Consider the following 14,530-nt stretch of genomic DNA (forward strand, 5'->3'; position numbering starts at 1 on the left):
GCCTTCATTGCGCCAGCGCCTCAAGGCCCGGCGCGAGCACCGAGGGCGCAACTTCGATAAAGCGATATTCGGCGAGGCCATGAAGCGCGAACGGGTCGGTCGCCGCCCAGGCTTCCACCTCGGCGCGGGTACCGCGCGCGGCGATCATCCCGCCGGTCAGCGGCACTTGTCGCCCGGCGAACAGCAGCCGTCCGCTCGCCACCGCCTCGCGCAGCCAGTCGAGGTGCGGTCCGCGGTGCGCGTCGATCTGCTCGGTCGGCACGACGTAGCTGAGTTCGATCACGATCACAGCACGCCCTTCGTGGAGGGGATCGCGTCCGCCTTGCGCGGGTCGACCTCGGTCGCGGTGCGCAGTGCGCGCGCCAGGCCCTTGAACGCGCTCTCTGCAATATGGTGATTGTTGTGGCCGTGGAGCAGCTCGACGTGGAGCGTGATGCCCGCGGTCTGCGCGAACGAGTGGAAGAAATGCTCGAACAGCTCGGTGTCCATCGTGCCGAGGCTCGGCTGGCTGAACGGCGCGCGCCACACCAGCCACGGACGGCCCGAGATGTCGAGCGCGACGCGGGTCAGCACCTCGTCCATCGGCGACAGCGCATCGCCGTAGCGACGGATGCCGCGCTTGTCGCCGAGCGCCTGCGCCACCGCCGCCCCGAGCGCGAGCGCGGTGTCCTCCACCGTGTGGTGCGCGTCGATGTGGAGGTCGCCCTGCGTCCTCACGGTCAGGTCGATCAGCGAGTGGCGCGAGAGCTGTTCGAGCATGTGGTCGAAGAAGCCGACGCCGGTCGCCACATCGTACACGCCGGTGCCGTCGAGGTTGACGGAAACCTCGATGCTGGTCTCGCTGGTCGAGCGCTTGATGGTCGCGGTCCGCATGGCGGCACTCCTTAACGCGCGCGCCGCGCCAAGCAACCTTGACCAGCCGCGCTCTTGACCGGGCCCGCGACGGCGCTACCCATGGCCCGCGATGAGCGACATGCCCGATAGCCTGATACCGTACGACGAGATCGTGCAGGAAGCCCTGCGCGCGGTGGTGGGCCGCGTGCTCAACACCGTGGCCGAGTCGGGCGGGCTGCCCGGCGAGCACCATTTCTACATCACCTTCAAAACGCACGCGCCGGGCGTCGACATCCCGCAGCGGCTGATCGAGCGCTTTCCCGACGAGATGACGATCGTGCTCCAGAACCGGTTCTGGGATCTGGTGGTGGACCAGCAGAAGTTTTCGGTCGGTTTGTCGTTCAACCAGGTGCCGTCGAAGCTGGTCATTCCTTATTCGGCGATCACCGGCTTCCATGATCCGGCGGTCAATTTCGAGCTGCGCTTCCAGGCGCAGGAGGGGCCGGGCGACGGCCCCGGCGGCCACGATCCGGCCGAGAACGACGGCACGCCGAGCGCGGAGCAGCAGGACGGCTCCAACGTCGTCGCGGTGGATTTCAAGCGCAAGAAGTGACGTGTGCCGCGGGTCGCGGGGCGGAAGGTCACGCGAAGGTCACGCCAATGCGCGGCGTGGTGCCGTTGCGTGGTGGTGCGTGCGCGGTTGGAAGGTCACACTAAGGTCACACCAACGCGCAGCTTCGCGCGGGTGTAAATTCCTACTTTTGTCACCCCGGACTTGATCCGGGGTCCCGCTTCTTATCGGTTGGCGCGAAGGCAGCGGGATCCCGGGTCAAGCCCGGGATGACGGTGGGGGGCTTGATCGCGATGTGAAAGAGCGGGTGCCTCCCGTGGGTAGCCGTTCGCGCATCTGTAGGACAGCGCAGTCCGCCAGTGTCGGCGAGCGTGCAACGACTTGCGCGCCCGCGCGCTTGATCGGGCATGACCGACACGCGCACCGAAACCGACTCGATCGGACCGATCGAGGTTCCCGCCGACGCTTACTGGGGCGCGCAGACCGAGCGTAGCCTGGAGAATTTCCCGTTCGGCGCGCGCGAGCGGATGCCGATCGAGATCGTCCGCGCGCTTGCCTACGTCAAGCTCGCCGCGGCGCGCGTCAACAAGCGTCATGGGCTCGCGGGCGAGAAGGCCGACGCGATCGAGGCGGCGGCGCGCGAGGTGATCGACGGCCGGCTCGACGATCAATTCCCGCTCGTCATCTGGCAGACGGGGTCGGGCACGCAGTCGAACATGAACGTCAATGAGGTGATCGCGGGTCGCGCCAACGAGGCGCTATCGGGCACCCGCGGCGGCAAGACGCCGGTCCACCCCAATGACGACGTCAACCGCGGGCAATCGTCGAACGACAGCTTCCCGACCGCGCTGCACGTCGCGGCTTCGATCAAGGCGGGCGGCGATCTGATCCCTGCGCTGACCAGCCTGCACGACGCGATCGACGCCAAGGCGCGCGACTGGGCCGATCTGGTCAAGATCGGGCGGACGCATCTGCAGGACGCGACACCGCTGACGTTGGGGCAGGAATTCTCGGGCTATGCCGCGCAACTCTCGGCTTGCCGCGCGCGGATCGACGCCGCGCTGATCGACGTCAACAAGCTGGCGCAGGGTGGCACCGCGGTCGGGACCGGGCTGAACGCGCCGGCCAAGTTCGACCGCGACATCGCAACCGAGATTGCGGCGCTGACGGGCATTCGCTTCGTCCCCGCGGACAACAAGTTCGAGGCGCTGGCCTGCAACGATGCGCTGGTGCATCTGTCGGGTGCGCTCAACACGCTGGCGGTGGCGCTGACCAAGATCGCCAACGACATCCGCCTGCTCGCCTCTGGTCCGCGCTCGGGCCTGGCGGAGATCGACCTGCCCGCGAACGAGCCCGGCAGCTCGATCATGCCGGGCAAGGTCAATCCAACGCAGTGCGAGATGCTGACGATGGTCGCCGCGCAGGTGATGGGCAATCACATCGCGGCGACGATCGGCGGCCTGCAGGGGCATCTGGAATTGAACGTGTTCAAGCCGCTGATCGGCAGCAACGTGCTGCGCTCGATGGATCTGCTCGCGATCGGCATGCGCGCGTTCGAGCAGCGCTGCGTCACCGGCATCGTCCCGAACGAGCGCCGGATCGCCGAACTGCTCGACCGCTCGCTGATGCTGGTCACCGCGCTAGCGCCCGAGATCGGCTACGACAATGCGGCCAAGATCGCCAAGCACGCGCATGCCGAGGGGCTGACCCTGCGCGAGGCGGGGCTGGCGCTGGGGCTGGTCGATGCCGCGACGTTCGACCGCGTGGTACGGCCCGAGACGATGATCGGGCGCTGAGGCACTTGAACAACCAGCCGGCGAAGGTCCGTTTCGGAACCGCGGGGCGTTCCGCTCATTAACGTAGCTCAGGAGGATCATTCCATGGGTGCAACAAGTGTGGGTGCGCTGGTCGGCGGCGCGATCGACGCGATGTCGGGCGACGACAGCGCCGCCGACGGCGCGCTGATCGGTGCGGTGACCGCCAACGTGTTGAAAGTGGTTCTGCCGATCGTGGTCACTCACGCGAGCGGTTGGGGCGTGTTGAAGGGTGTCGCGGTGCTGGGCGACCGGATCAAGGAGAGCGTGTGATGTTGAGGACGATTTTGGGCGCGTTGGTCGGCCGCGAAGTGAGCCAGAACAATCGTGGCGGCGGCGTAAAAGGTGCGATCGTCGGCGGGCTGCTGACGCGTGGGCTCTCGCGCATGGGGCCGCTCGGCATGGCGGCGAGCGCGGCCTATCTGGGCAAGAAGGCTTATGATCGCCGCAAGGCCTCCCGCGCGGGCGTGCCGCCGCGCGTGTGACGGGTTGATGCCACCTCCCCGCTGTGTTTGAAGAACGAGCGCAGCGGGGAGTTCGCACGATGAGAAAGTGGCTGATCGGCGGAGTACTGACCGCGCTGTGCGCGGGCGGCGTGTTCGCGCAGGGCGTGTCGTTCTCGGGTAACCGCCCGGTGCTGCTGGTGGTCGGATCGGGCCATTTCGACAATCCGTCGCGCGATATCGCCAACGTGCGCGTCGAGAACGTGCTGACGCCTGAACGACAGCGCGAGATCGAGGCGGTGGTCGACCGCCTGGCGCGGTTCCGCCCCAATCACGTCGCGGTGGAATGGAACGCGGCCGATCAGGCCAAGCTCGACAAGCGCTACGCCGATTACCGCGCCGGGCGCTATACGCTGACCGCCGACGAGCGTGATCAACTAGGTCTGCGATTGGCGGCGAAGCTCGGCCTGCCGCGCGTCGACGCGGGCGATTTCGTGGGCGACGCGCCGGGCAAGGATGCGGACTACGACTTTCCTGGATGGATGAAGGCGCACGGACGCGGCACCGAATGGGCGGCGTTCCAGCGCGAGGCGCAGGCCGAGGCCGACGCGGTCGGCGCGCGGCAGCGCTGCACCTCGGTCGGCGACTGGCTGCGCCATTACGCCGAGCCCGAGACGATGCGGCGCAACGAGGCAGCCTATTACACGATCGCGCGCTTCGGCGACGTGCGCGACAACCCCGGCGCGAACTGGGTCGGCAATTGGCATGCGCGCAACCTGCGCATCTACGCCAATCTGGCGCGCGTCGCGGGGCGGCCGGGCGATCGGACAGTGGTGATCTTCGGCGCGGGCCATGCGCCGCTGCTGCGTACGTACGCGAGCGAGTCGGGGACGTTCAACGTTGCGGACGCGCGCGACTTCCTGCCTGCGGGGCCGAAGCGGCGGTGTTGAGCGCCGGGTGAGCGGCCGGATGTTCACCCTGCGTCACCTCGAACTTGATCCGGGTAAGGCTTCTCTCAACGCTTGGAAAAGTAGCGGGATCCCGGCTCAAGGCTGGGATGACATGTGGGTAGATGGGGTGACATCACTGCCGGCCACCGATGATCGGCACAGGCGAAGCACGCCGGTGCGTGACCGCTAGCCGTTTATCATGGTGACCCGTCACCCCGGACTTGATCCGGGGTCCCGCTCCGTTCGACACTTGGAGTGTCGAGGTGGGCTCAGGACCGTGATGACGGACGAGACGCGCCGCCGAACCTTTCGCGCCGTGCCGGACGTTGGGCGCGCGAAGGAGTGCGTGCGTGGACGATGAGGAACGGATGACCGGCGGCGGACGTCGCGTGCCGAGCGGACGTGTCGCGCGGTTGGGCGCGTTCGGGCGGCTGGCGGGCGGGGTTGCGGGCGGCGTGGTGGCGGAGGGCGCGCGGCGGCTGGCGAGCGGCGAGCGGCCGCGAATGGGCGACCTGCTGCTCACCCCGGCGAACGCGACGCGCGTCGCCGATCAGCTCGCCAATTTGCGCGGCGCGGCGATGAAGCTGGGGCAAATGGTGTCGATGGACGCGGGCGATGTGCTGCCGCCTGAACTGACGCAGATCCTGGCGCGGTTGCGCGACAATGCGCACCACATGCCGCCCAAGCAGCTCGACATGGTGCTGGCGCAGGAATGGGGTCCGGGCTGGCGGCGCCGCTTCGCGCATTTTCAGGCGCACCCGATCGCCGCCGCCTCGATCGGGCAGGTCCACCGTGCGAGGCTGCCCGACGGGCGCGAGCTGGCGATCAAGGTGCAATATCCCGGCGTGAAGGAGAGCATCGACGCCGACGTCGATAATGTCGCGACCTTGCTGCGCGTGTCGGGGCTGCTGCCGCGCGAGCTGGACATCCGCCCGTTGCTCGACGAGGCCAAGCGGCAGTTGCACGAGGAGGCGGACTATCGCCGAGAGGGCGCGATGCTGACGCGCTACCGTGAGCTGCTCGCGGAGGAGGGCGGCTTCGTCGTGCCCGCGCTCGAGCCGACGCTCACGACCGAACGCGTGCTGGCGATGGATTTCGTCGCGGGAGTGCCGATCGAGACGTTGGAGGATGGGGCGCAGGAGACGCGCGACGCGGCAATGACGCGGCTGATCGCGCTGGTGCTGCGCGAGTTGTTCGACTGGGGGTTGATGCAGACCGACCCCAATTTCGCGAATTATCGCTGGCAACCGGATACGGGTCGGCTGGTGCTGCTCGATTTCGGCGCGGCGCGGGCTGTGCCGGCGGAAACGAGCGCGGGCTATCGCCGGCTGCTGGCGGCCGGGCTGTCGGGAAACCGCGACGCGGTGCGCGAGGCGGCGGTCGCGGCGGGGTTCATGGGCGAGGCGGCGGCGGTGGCGCACCGCGCGCTGGTCGACCGGATGATCGACGTGATCCTGGGCGAGCTCAACCAGCCCGGTCTGTTCGACTTCGGCGACCGCGCGTTCGTCGGCGTGTTGCGCGAGCAGGCGATCGACATCGCGCGCGATCGATCGACCTGGCACGTGCCGCCGATCGACACCCTGTTCGTCCAGCGCAAGATCAGCGGCACCGCGCTGCTCGCCGCACGGTTGAAGGCGCGGGTGGACATTCGCGCGATGGTGGAAGCGCGGATCGGGGAGATGGGTGCGTGACGCCGGTCGCAGCCCGCGACCTGTGAGACACGCAAGCAAGTAAGCGGGATTCTGAGTCAAGCCCGGGATGACGAAAGGAGGAGGCACCGCGGTTTGCCAACCGCGGTGCTCCATCACCTCACGCCTTGCCGATCTGCTCGGCCTGCGCACCGCTGTCAGGGCGCGCCGCGCCCAGCACCGGCTCGTCGCCGAGCGGCTCGTTGCGGAACACGGTGAACTCGCCGCGGCCGTCGAGGCTCGGCCCGCTGGTCCAGCGACCCTCGGGATAGCTGCCGTCGAGCGAGGTGACGTAGAAGTTGTAATTGTTCTGATTGTCTTCCTTCTCCTGCGGGAAGGAATTGGGGATCGGCATTGACGCTTCCTTGCCTAGTTCCTCGATCACCGCGAGCCACTGCTCCTGGTGCATCGTGTCGCGCGCGATCATGTAATGGAGCATCTTCTTCATGCCCTCGTCATGCGCGGCGTTGAACAAGCGCACCGCCAGCACGCGTCCGGTGCTCTCGGCGGCGACGTTGCAGTACATGTCGGCGGCGACGTTGCCGCTGGCGTAGATGTGGCTCATGTTGAACGGTACGCCGTCCGAATCCATCGGCATCGCGGCGAGCCCGCTGGACAGCAAGTTCTTGTGGATCATGCCCTCGATCGCGCCCTTGGCGCTGCCGCCGCCCATCACCGCGCCGACGATGCCGTCCGCCGCACCTTCTTCCTGCAAGGAGGTTGGTGCCTTGTCGAGGTTGAGCGCCACTGCGGTCGCCAGCATCTCGATATGGCCGATCTCTTCGGTCGCGGTGTGGAGCAGCATGTCGCGGTACTTGGTGGTCGGCGCGCGATTGCCCCACGCCTGGAAGAAATATTGCATGCAGACGCGGATCTCGCCTTCCACGCCGCCGATCGCCTGCTGCAACATCCGCGCGAACTGGGGATCGGGCTTCTCGACCGTGACGGGATACTGCAGTCGCTTGTCATGATAGTACATGGTCGGCCTTTCGGTTGGGCGCTGACGCGCTTTCCACGGCCATGAACGATGACGGTCGGGGCTGGTTTATTGCGCAACCACAACAAAAGCGTGGTTTCTCAGTGATCTGGATCAAGTTTCCTCAGGCGAGTTGATCTGTGTCAACACATTAGCACGGCGGCGGAACGCATCGGACGCCCGGTTCTTCTGTGTCGGACAACGAGGAACCGAGCCATGACCTACCGCCCCGAACCGCCCTTCGCCGAGCAGCAGCAGGAAGTGCCCGGCACCACCGATCAGATGAACCCGCGCCCCGATCACGGCGAGGACAGCTACGTCGGTTACGGCCGGCTGAACGACCGCAAGGCGATCGTGACCGGTGGCGACAGCGGGATCGGCCGCGCGGTGGCACTCGCCTTCGCGCGCGAGGGCGCGGACGTGCTGATCAGCTACCTGAACGAGGACGAGGACGCGGCCGAGACCAAGCGGCTGGTCGAGGATGCGGGGCGCCGTGCCGTGCTGGTGCCGGGCGACATCAGCGATCCCGCGCACGCGCGCGACGTGGTCGCGAAGGCGGTGGAGGCGTTCGGACGCGTCGACGTGCTGGTGAACAATGCGGCATACCAGCACACGTTCGCGGAGATCGAGGACATCGCCGACGAGGAGTGGGAGAAGACGTTCGCGATCAACATGCACTCGATGTTCTACCTGTGCAAAGCCGCGGTGCCGCACATGCGTGAGGGATCGTCGATCATCAACACGACCTCGGTCAACGCGGACAAGCCGTTGCCGACACTGCTCGCCTACGCCACCACCAAGGGGGCGATCCACAATTTCACCGCCGGGCTGGCGCAGATGCTGGCTGCCCGCAAGATCCGCGTCAATGCGGTCGCACCCGGCCCGGTGTGGACGCCGCTGATCCCCTCGACCATGCCCGTCGATCAGGTGAAGTCGTTCGGACAGGAAACGCCGATCGGCCGCGCGGCGCAGCCGGCCGAACTCGCGCCGCCCTATGTCATGCTGGCGAGCGACGAGGCGAGCTACATCTCGGGCGCGACAATCCCGGTGACGGGTGGTACGCCGTTCCTCTGAGCTAACGAACGGAGGACCGCGTGGCGGTGACCGACATCGCCACGCGCGTGTACGACCATAGCTGGCGCGTCGATCCGATCGTGCGTAGTTTGCTCGACACCGATTTCTACAAGCTGCTGATGCTGCAGATGATCTGGCGCGAGCACCGCGACGTGCGCGCGACCTTTGCGCTGATCAACCGGACGAAGTCGGTGCGGCTGGCCGAGGTGGTCGACGAGCGTGAGTTGCGCGAACAGCTCGATCACGCACGCGGGGTGCGGCTGGCGAAGAAGGAGTTGATCTGGCTCGCGGGCAACACCTTCTACGGCGAGCGGCGGATGTTCGCGGCCGACTTCCTCGCCTGGCTCGCCGACTTCCGCCTGCCCGACTATGACCTGCGCGTCGCGGACGGGCAGTATGAGCTGCACTTCGAGGGCGCGTGGACCGACACGACGATGTGGGAGATCCCCGCGCTCGCGATCGTCAACGAACTGCGCAGCCGTGCCGCGCTTCGCGCACGCGGGCGGTTCGAGCTCGACGTGCTTTACGCGCGCGCGAAAGCCAAATTGTGGGAGAAGGTCGAGCGGCTGCGGCAATTGCCCGACCTCGTCATCTCCGATTTTGGCACGCGGCGGCGGCACGGTTTCCTGTGGCAGCGCTGGTGCGTCGAGGCGTTGAAGGAAGGGCTGGGCGGGCGCTTCATCGGATCGTCCAACGTCCTGCTGGCGATGGACAACGATTTGGAGGCGATCGGGACGAACGCGCACGAGCTGCCGATGGTGTTCGCCGCGCTGGCTGACAATGACGCGGGCGTGGCGGCGGCGCCGTACCGCGTGCTGGAGGAATGGCAGGCGCATTACGGCGGCAATTTGCGCGTCGTCCTGCCCGACGCGTTCGGGACGGCGGCGTTTCTCCGCGGAGCGCCCGACTGGGTGGCGGATTGGACCGGGTTCCGACCCGACAGCCTGCCGCCGATCACCGCGGGCGAGCAGGTCATCGACTGGTGGCGCGCGCGCGGGCGCGACCCGCGCGGCAAATTGCTGATCTTCTCCGACGGGATGGACGTCGATTCGATCGAGGCGACCTATCGCCATTTCGCCGGGCGGGTGCGGATGAGCTTCGGCTGGGGCACCAACCTGACCAACGATTTTCGCGGCTGCGATCCGGAAGGGGGCCGCGCGCTGGAGCCGATCTCGCTCGTCGCCAAGGTGATCGCGGCGAACGGGCGACCGGCGGTCAAGCTGTCGGACAATCCGTCGAAGGCGACCGGTGATCCGGCGGAGATCGCGCGTTACTTGCGGATTTTCGGTGAGGGTGGGCGGACGCAGGCGGCGGTTTCGGTTTGATCCGTCACCCCGGGCTTGATCCGGGGTCCCGCTTCTTCTCGGATTGCGGGGCAAGGCAGCGGGATTTCCGGTCGAGCCCGGGATGACGAAGCAGGTTAGGGGTTACCTGCTCCCCTCCCTGGAAGGGAGGGACGGGGGGTGGGTTGGTCGGGTACGCGGCGCTCCGTGTCTCACCTACCCACCCCCGACCCCTCCCTTCCAGGGAGGGGAGTGCTCGTCAGCTAGGCCGGCAAACCATGCCGCATAGGGCGTGTTGCGTGCGAGGTGACGGTTGAGGTCGGGCGCGCCGTCGTGCCACCACACCGGGCCGCGTTCGCCCAGCGCCACCTTCGCCGCGTGGACGCGGGCACGCGCGGCGGCGACGGCATCGCGGTCGTCGGCACGGCCCGCGCTGCCGACGATGCGGCGCGCGTCCATCAGCTCGGACACCAACTCGGCACGACGCTCGGCGGACAGAGCGGGATTGCTCCGCCGCCACAGCCGGCCGCGCACCACCAGGTAGCGGCCGTCCGGGGTGACGGGGGCGGGATCAGTCGTGACGGCGGCGCCATAGGAAGGCGGCGAGCCCCGCCGCACCGGCGGCCGCGACGCCGCCCGCCACCACCGCGGCCTTGCGACGACGTTCGGGATGGCGACGCCCGCCCTCGACCCCGCTCGCGCCCGCGGGCGGCTCGTGGAGTGCGCCTTGGCTGTCCTCGCCCGGCTCGGCGCGATCCGACCACACGTCCATGAAGCCGTTCATCATCGCGGCACCTAGGTTGGGGGTGGCGAACTGCCCGAGCTTGAGCACGCACGCAGGCGCGCCAACCACAGTGGTATTGCGCGGACGCTTGGCGAGTTTCACCACCGCCTTCGCCACCGTTTCGGGTGCGAGCGCGCCGGGCGGCAGCGACAGTTTCGCGCCGGTGTAATTGCCCGCATGGTCGATGCCCGGCGTGTCGACGAAGGTGGGGTAGATGTCGCAGACGTGGATGTGTGGGCGCTTCGACACCTCCGCGCGCAGTGCCTCGCTGAACCCGCGCAGACCGAACTTGCTGGCGGCGTAGGCGGCGGCATAGGGCGTCGCGAAGAAACCGCCGACCGAGATCATGTTGACCCAGGTGCCGCGGTCCTGGCTTAAGAAGATCGGCCACACCGCATGCGCGTCGTTCATGTGGCCGATCAGGTTCGCGTCGATGACCTGTCGGTGATCCGCCATCGGCACGTCGTGATATTTGCCGACCACGCCGATCCCGACGTTGCTGAACCACAGGTCGATCTCACCCAGCACACGCTGCGCGTCGGCGGCGAAAGCGGTGACCGCGGCAGCGTCGGTCACGTCGAGCGTGCGCACCTCCGCGGTGCCGCCGGCGGCGCGCACCTTGGTGGCGATGTCCTCCAGCCCGGCCTCACCCCGCGCAGCGAGCACGAGATGCGCGCCCTTCTTGGCAAAGGCGAGCGCGGTCGCCGCGCCGATGCCGCTCGACGCGCCGGTGATGACGACGCGTGAGGCGGAGGACCGGCGGCTCATCGGCCGATCGCGTCCTTGACCGCGTCGGTCGCCTTGGCGAGCAGGCCCTTCTCGGCTTCCTCGGCCTCTTCCTTCGTCTTGAACGCCGCACCCTCGGGCTCGGCGGGGGGCGCGTAGACCGAGAACAGCTTCAGCGCCGACGAGCCCTTGTTGACGATATTGTGCTGCGATCCCTTGGGCACGACCACCATGTGGTTGGGGCCGGCCTTGGTATTGTGGCCGTCGATCGTGACATGCGCGTCGCCGGTGACGATGAACGTGGTCTGGTCGGCGGGATGCGTTTCCATGCCGATCTCCTCGCCCGCGGGGATGCTCATCAGCACCACCTGTACCTTGTTGTCGCGATACACTTCCTTCTGCCACAGCTCGTTCTTGTTCGCGAGCTCGACCATGTCCTTGTTGAAGATCGCCATTTTGTTTCTCCTGCGTATTTGGGGTGGTAACGACGCAGGGCCCGGAGCGTTCACGCGTCATCCAACAATCATTCGATCGGACGCGCGTGAAATTCCTGGTGGCGGAAAGTGAGACGGCCGAGCACCGCGCCGAGCGGCGCGAACGAGCAGGCAAGAGTCCGGGCGAGACGTTCCAGGCGACGCTGGAGCAAATGGTGCCGGGCGCCGATGTGACGCGGATCGAACCCGCCGATGCGGACGGCGACCGGATGGACGCGAACGAGATCGCCGCGTTCGATGCGGTGTTCCTGACCGGATCGCCGCTCCACGTTTATGAGGATGCGCCGGAGGTGCGCCGGCAGATCGCATTCATGCGGGAGGTGTTCGCCAGCGGCGTGCCGTCGTTCGGGTCGTGCGCGGGGTTGCAGGTCGCGGTCGCCGCGGCGGGCGGGCGCGTGCGCGAAATGCCGGAGCGAATGGAGGCCGCGATCGGGCGTCGGATCGTCGCCACGGAGGAGGGCCGCGACCACCCGCTGCTCGCCGGGCGCACGCCCGCGTGGGACACTGCGTCGATCCACACCGACGAGGTCGAGGAACTGCCCGCGGATGCGACGCTGCTCGCCTCCAACGGCGCGACGCGGGTGCAGGCGGCGGAGATCCGCTGCGGGGCGGGCGTGTTCTGGGGCGTGCAATATCATCCCGAGCTCGCACCCGGTGAGATCGCTTCCGCGATCCGCGCGCAGGCGGCGTCGCTGGTCGAGGCGGGGCTGGCGAGCGACGAGGCGGCGGTCGAGCGCCGCGCCGAGTTGCTTGACCGTATTCACCGCGATCCTGACGACCACGCCGCGCGCTGGGAGCTGGGCGTCGATGCGGAGTTCGCGCAGGAGGACCGGCGTCGGCTGGAGATCGCCAACTTTATCGCGGCGATCCCGACGTTACGGGGCGAGCGCAAGTCGGCGGGTTAGGGTGTGCTTGGGCAAATACAATCTGCTGGCGTCACCCCGGACTTGATCCGAGGTCCTGCTTCTCGGACGGGGCAGGAGAAAGTAGTGGGATCCCGGATCAAGTCAGGGATGACGGTGGGTTGGATCGCTCCGGAGCCGCTCTAGCGCGCGATCAGCTGCTGGAGGGTGACGGGTGTTAAGTCGCGCGCGTCGACGCCGACGTCATATTGGCGCGGCATCGGCTTCAACCGACCGTGGCTGTGTCCGTGGAGGTTGATCGCGCCGCGTCCTTGCGCGTTCCATGAGCGGAACGGGTAATGGCACAGCACCAGTTTGCGCCCGTCTTCCTCTAGTTCGACGTAATCCTGCACGCTCGCCCAGCCGTGGGCGGCGAGCGTCGCGTCGGGATCATTGTTGCCACGGACCAGATGCTTGGTGCCATTGAGCTCCGCCAGCAACGGCGCAACATCGGCGGGGCGGCGCGCGACGTCGCCCAGGTGCCAGACCTCGTCATCGACACTGACCGCCGCGTTCCAGCGCTCGATCAGCGCTTGATCCATCGCGGCGACGTTCTCGAACGCGCGGCGTTGGATGTTGATCGTGCGATGATCGCCGAAATGCGTGTCGGCGGTGAAGAAGCGACCCATAAGTAGACATACCTCAGCACGAAAGTGCGTCGGCAGACACACTTTGTAAGATTCGCTCGATGCGGGTGCGACAGCCTCCAGCGTATAGGACCGCTTTGTAACGGAGCTGTGCGAGGCGGCTATGCGACGGTTCGATTATTTCACGGGAGCGCGCGAGACCTGGCGCGCGAGTGCGGCGCGCCGTGCCAAGCAGGTCAAGGTCGATCACGGTACCGACGCCATGAGCTACGTGCGCGGGCGGATTGCGCGCAGTTACTGGGCCAGCTTCCAGCGTCGCCGGTGGAGCTACATCCGCCGCTTGCTGGAGCGCGGCTGAGCGCAGGCGCGCGCGGCGGTGAGTGGACGCGCAGGGCTCAGGCGGCAGTGCGCAGCGCGGCGAGATAAGGATGCGCCAGCACGCGCTTGGCGTTGATCGCGTTCACCGCGACGTCGTCGACCAGCCGATCGCCCGCCACCGTGCGGTACAAGGCGACGCAGCGGCCGATCCGCCCGAAGCGCGCGCCGGCGGCCGCGGCACGGGTGTAGAAATCCCAATCGTTGCAATTGTGGAAGCTCGGATCGAAGCCCGCGACGCCGGTGACGGTGGCGCGCCGCACGATCGACCAGCTCGGCCCGATCACGCCGCCCGTTGACAGCGCTTCGCGAATGTCGCCGCCGTTCCATCCGCATTCGGCGCTGCCGATCGCGGCGCCGTCCGCCGCGCGCGCGAAAAAGCCGACCACCACGTCGAGCGCCTCCGCCGGCTCCAGCAGCGCGGCCGCCGCGCCCGCAAGCCAGACGTCGTCGCTGTCGAGAAAGGCGATCCAGGGCGAGCGGCACAAGGACATGCCGACGTTGCGCGCGTTCGATGCGCCGCCGTTGCGCGGCAGCACCGCCGCCTCGACGCGCACATCCGCGTCGGCGAGCCGCCGGATCACCGCGGCGCTGTTGTCGCGCGATCCGTCGTCGACCAGCACGACGCGCGTCGGCGCATGGTCCTGCGCCAACACGCTGTGCAGCGCGTCCGCCACGACGTGCGCGCGATTGTAGCACGGGATCACGACATCGTAGGCGGGAAGCGGAAGATCGATCCGGGTGACAGCGAGTGGCGGCAGGTACATGGGTCCTTCGATGCTTGAACGCGGCACCGGAACGCCGCGCGTTGGTGCGACGCGTGCCGGGCCGATAACCCGCTGATGAGTCTGCGAGATCGGGAGAGGTATAGCGCGCGACTGCGTGCATCGAAAGCGGCTCGCGCATCATGGCAACGGTGCTGCGATGCGCGGTTACGATCGCTGGATCGGTTATAAAGGTGTGCGTCGGCGCGCGCGCGTTGGAACAGCCCTCATTAGACTTCCGCATACATCTGGGGTGACGCACAGC

Annotated in this window: 18 protein-coding genes; 10 read left to right on the forward strand and 8 right to left on the reverse strand. The window is 67.6% G+C overall.

From position 1 onward, the window contains the following. Nucleotides 1–4 precede the first annotated feature (4 nt). Nucleotides 5–289 (reverse strand): YciI family protein, encoded by a 285-nt coding sequence (locus tag HRV97_RS06340; protein ID WP_174193127.1) that lies wholly within the window; start codon nucleotides 287–289, stop codon nucleotides 5–7. Continuing rightward, entirely contained in the window at nucleotides 286–873 is a 588-nt protein-coding gene (hisB, locus tag HRV97_RS06345; protein WP_174193129.1) for an imidazoleglycerol-phosphate dehydratase HisB, read from the reverse strand. Before hisB ends, HRV97_RS06340 begins: the two co-directional genes overlap by 4 nt. Before the next feature lie 91 nt (nucleotides 874–964). Here hisB and HRV97_RS06350 point away from each other — a divergent pair, with 91 nt between their 5' ends. The 6 genes from HRV97_RS06350 (at nucleotide 965) to HRV97_RS06375 (ending at nucleotide 6,303) form a co-directional block, all read left to right on the forward strand. Further along, nucleotides 965–1,447: an SspB family protein gene (locus HRV97_RS06350; RefSeq protein ID WP_174193131.1), complete on the forward strand. Its 483-nt coding sequence runs from the start codon at nucleotides 965–967 to the stop codon at nucleotides 1,445–1,447. Nucleotides 1,448–1,812: 365 nt separating this feature from the next. Next, nucleotides 1,813–3,201 (forward strand): class II fumarate hydratase, encoded by a 1,389-nt coding sequence (gene fumC / locus HRV97_RS06355; RefSeq protein ID WP_174193133.1) that lies wholly within the window; start codon nucleotides 1,813–1,815, stop codon nucleotides 3,199–3,201. Between the two features lie 84 nt (nucleotides 3,202–3,285). Then, complete coding sequence (locus HRV97_RS06360) at nucleotides 3,286–3,492, forward strand: hypothetical protein (protein ID WP_174193136.1); 207 nt, start codon at nucleotides 3,286–3,288, stop codon at nucleotides 3,490–3,492. Further along, a complete protein-coding gene (locus HRV97_RS06365; RefSeq protein WP_174193137.1) occupies nucleotides 3,492–3,704 on the forward strand; it encodes a hypothetical protein in 213 nt (70 codons plus the stop codon). The genes HRV97_RS06360 and HRV97_RS06365 overlap by 1 nt, the downstream gene beginning before the upstream one ends. A gap of 59 nt (nucleotides 3,705–3,763) precedes the next feature. Then, nucleotides 3,764–4,612 (forward strand): DUF5694 domain-containing protein, encoded by an 849-nt coding sequence (locus HRV97_RS06370; protein WP_174193138.1) that lies wholly within the window; start codon nucleotides 3,764–3,766, stop codon nucleotides 4,610–4,612. A gap of 368 nt (nucleotides 4,613–4,980) precedes the next feature. Next, a complete protein-coding gene (locus HRV97_RS06375) occupies nucleotides 4,981–6,303 on the forward strand; it encodes an ABC1 kinase family protein (protein WP_174193776.1) in 1,323 nt (440 codons plus the stop codon). A gap of 118 nt (nucleotides 6,304–6,421) precedes the next feature. Here the strand turns inward: HRV97_RS06375 and HRV97_RS06380 are convergent, their stop codons facing one another. Beyond that, the gene (locus tag HRV97_RS06380) at nucleotides 6,422–7,279 is read right to left on the reverse strand and encodes a manganese catalase family protein (RefSeq protein ID WP_174193139.1); all 858 of its coding nucleotides are present in this window, start codon (nucleotides 7,277–7,279) and stop codon (nucleotides 6,422–6,424) included. Nucleotides 7,280–7,492: 213 nt separating this feature from the next. On the opposite strand from HRV97_RS06380, the gene HRV97_RS06385 reads away from it, so the two are divergent. Further along, nucleotides 7,493–8,350, forward strand: coding sequence for a glucose 1-dehydrogenase (locus tag HRV97_RS06385; RefSeq protein ID WP_174193140.1), 858 nt, complete (start codon nucleotides 7,493–7,495; stop codon nucleotides 8,348–8,350). 20 nt (nucleotides 8,351–8,370) lie between these two features. Then, the gene (pncB, locus tag HRV97_RS06390) at nucleotides 8,371–9,675 is read left to right on the forward strand and encodes a nicotinate phosphoribosyltransferase (protein WP_174193141.1); all 1,305 of its coding nucleotides are present in this window, start codon (nucleotides 8,371–8,373) and stop codon (nucleotides 9,673–9,675) included. Between the two features lie 174 nt (nucleotides 9,676–9,849). On the opposite strand, the gene HRV97_RS06395 is transcribed toward pncB, so the two are convergent. From HRV97_RS06395 to HRV97_RS06405, 3 genes are read right to left on the reverse strand one after another with little or no spacing between them, the layout of a single operon-like run. Then, nucleotides 9,850–10,251: a hypothetical protein gene (locus HRV97_RS06395; protein WP_174193142.1), complete on the reverse strand. Its 402-nt coding sequence runs from the start codon at nucleotides 10,249–10,251 to the stop codon at nucleotides 9,850–9,852. After that, a complete protein-coding gene (locus HRV97_RS06400) occupies nucleotides 10,205–11,185 on the reverse strand; it encodes an SDR family oxidoreductase (protein WP_174193143.1) in 981 nt (326 codons plus the stop codon). The genes HRV97_RS06395 and HRV97_RS06400 overlap by 47 nt, the downstream gene beginning before the upstream one ends. Further along, nucleotides 11,182–11,598, reverse strand: a complete 417-nt coding sequence (locus HRV97_RS06405) for a cupin domain-containing protein (RefSeq protein ID WP_174193145.1) — start codon at nucleotides 11,596–11,598, stop codon at nucleotides 11,182–11,184. Before HRV97_RS06405 ends, HRV97_RS06400 begins: the two co-directional genes overlap by 4 nt. A gap of 86 nt (nucleotides 11,599–11,684) precedes the next feature. On the opposite strand from HRV97_RS06405, the gene HRV97_RS06410 reads away from it, so the two are divergent. Continuing rightward, complete coding sequence (locus HRV97_RS06410) at nucleotides 11,685–12,542, forward strand: type 1 glutamine amidotransferase (RefSeq protein WP_343044451.1); 858 nt, start codon at nucleotides 11,685–11,687, stop codon at nucleotides 12,540–12,542. 140 nt (nucleotides 12,543–12,682) lie between these two features. Here the strand turns inward: HRV97_RS06410 and HRV97_RS06415 are convergent, their stop codons facing one another. Next, nucleotides 12,683–13,168 (reverse strand): metallophosphoesterase family protein, encoded by a 486-nt coding sequence (locus HRV97_RS06415; RefSeq protein ID WP_174193147.1) that lies wholly within the window; start codon nucleotides 13,166–13,168, stop codon nucleotides 12,683–12,685. A 121-nt stretch (nucleotides 13,169–13,289) separates the two neighbouring features. Between HRV97_RS06415 and HRV97_RS06420 the strand changes: the two genes are divergently transcribed. Continuing rightward, on the forward strand, nucleotides 13,290–13,484 hold the full coding sequence (locus tag HRV97_RS06420) for a hypothetical protein (protein ID WP_174193149.1): 195 nt from the start codon (nucleotides 13,290–13,292) through the stop codon (nucleotides 13,482–13,484). A gap of 37 nt (nucleotides 13,485–13,521) precedes the next feature. Here HRV97_RS06420 and HRV97_RS06425 read toward each other — a convergent pair whose 3' ends face one another. Then, nucleotides 13,522–14,268: a glycosyltransferase family 2 protein gene (locus tag HRV97_RS06425; protein WP_174193151.1), complete on the reverse strand. Its 747-nt coding sequence runs from the start codon at nucleotides 14,266–14,268 to the stop codon at nucleotides 13,522–13,524. Between the last annotated feature and the right edge of the window lie 262 nt (nucleotides 14,269–14,530).

The organism is Sphingomonas hominis (assembly GCF_013328205.1).
Classification (GTDB): domain Bacteria; phylum Pseudomonadota; class Alphaproteobacteria; order Sphingomonadales; family Sphingomonadaceae; genus Sphingomonas; species Sphingomonas hominis.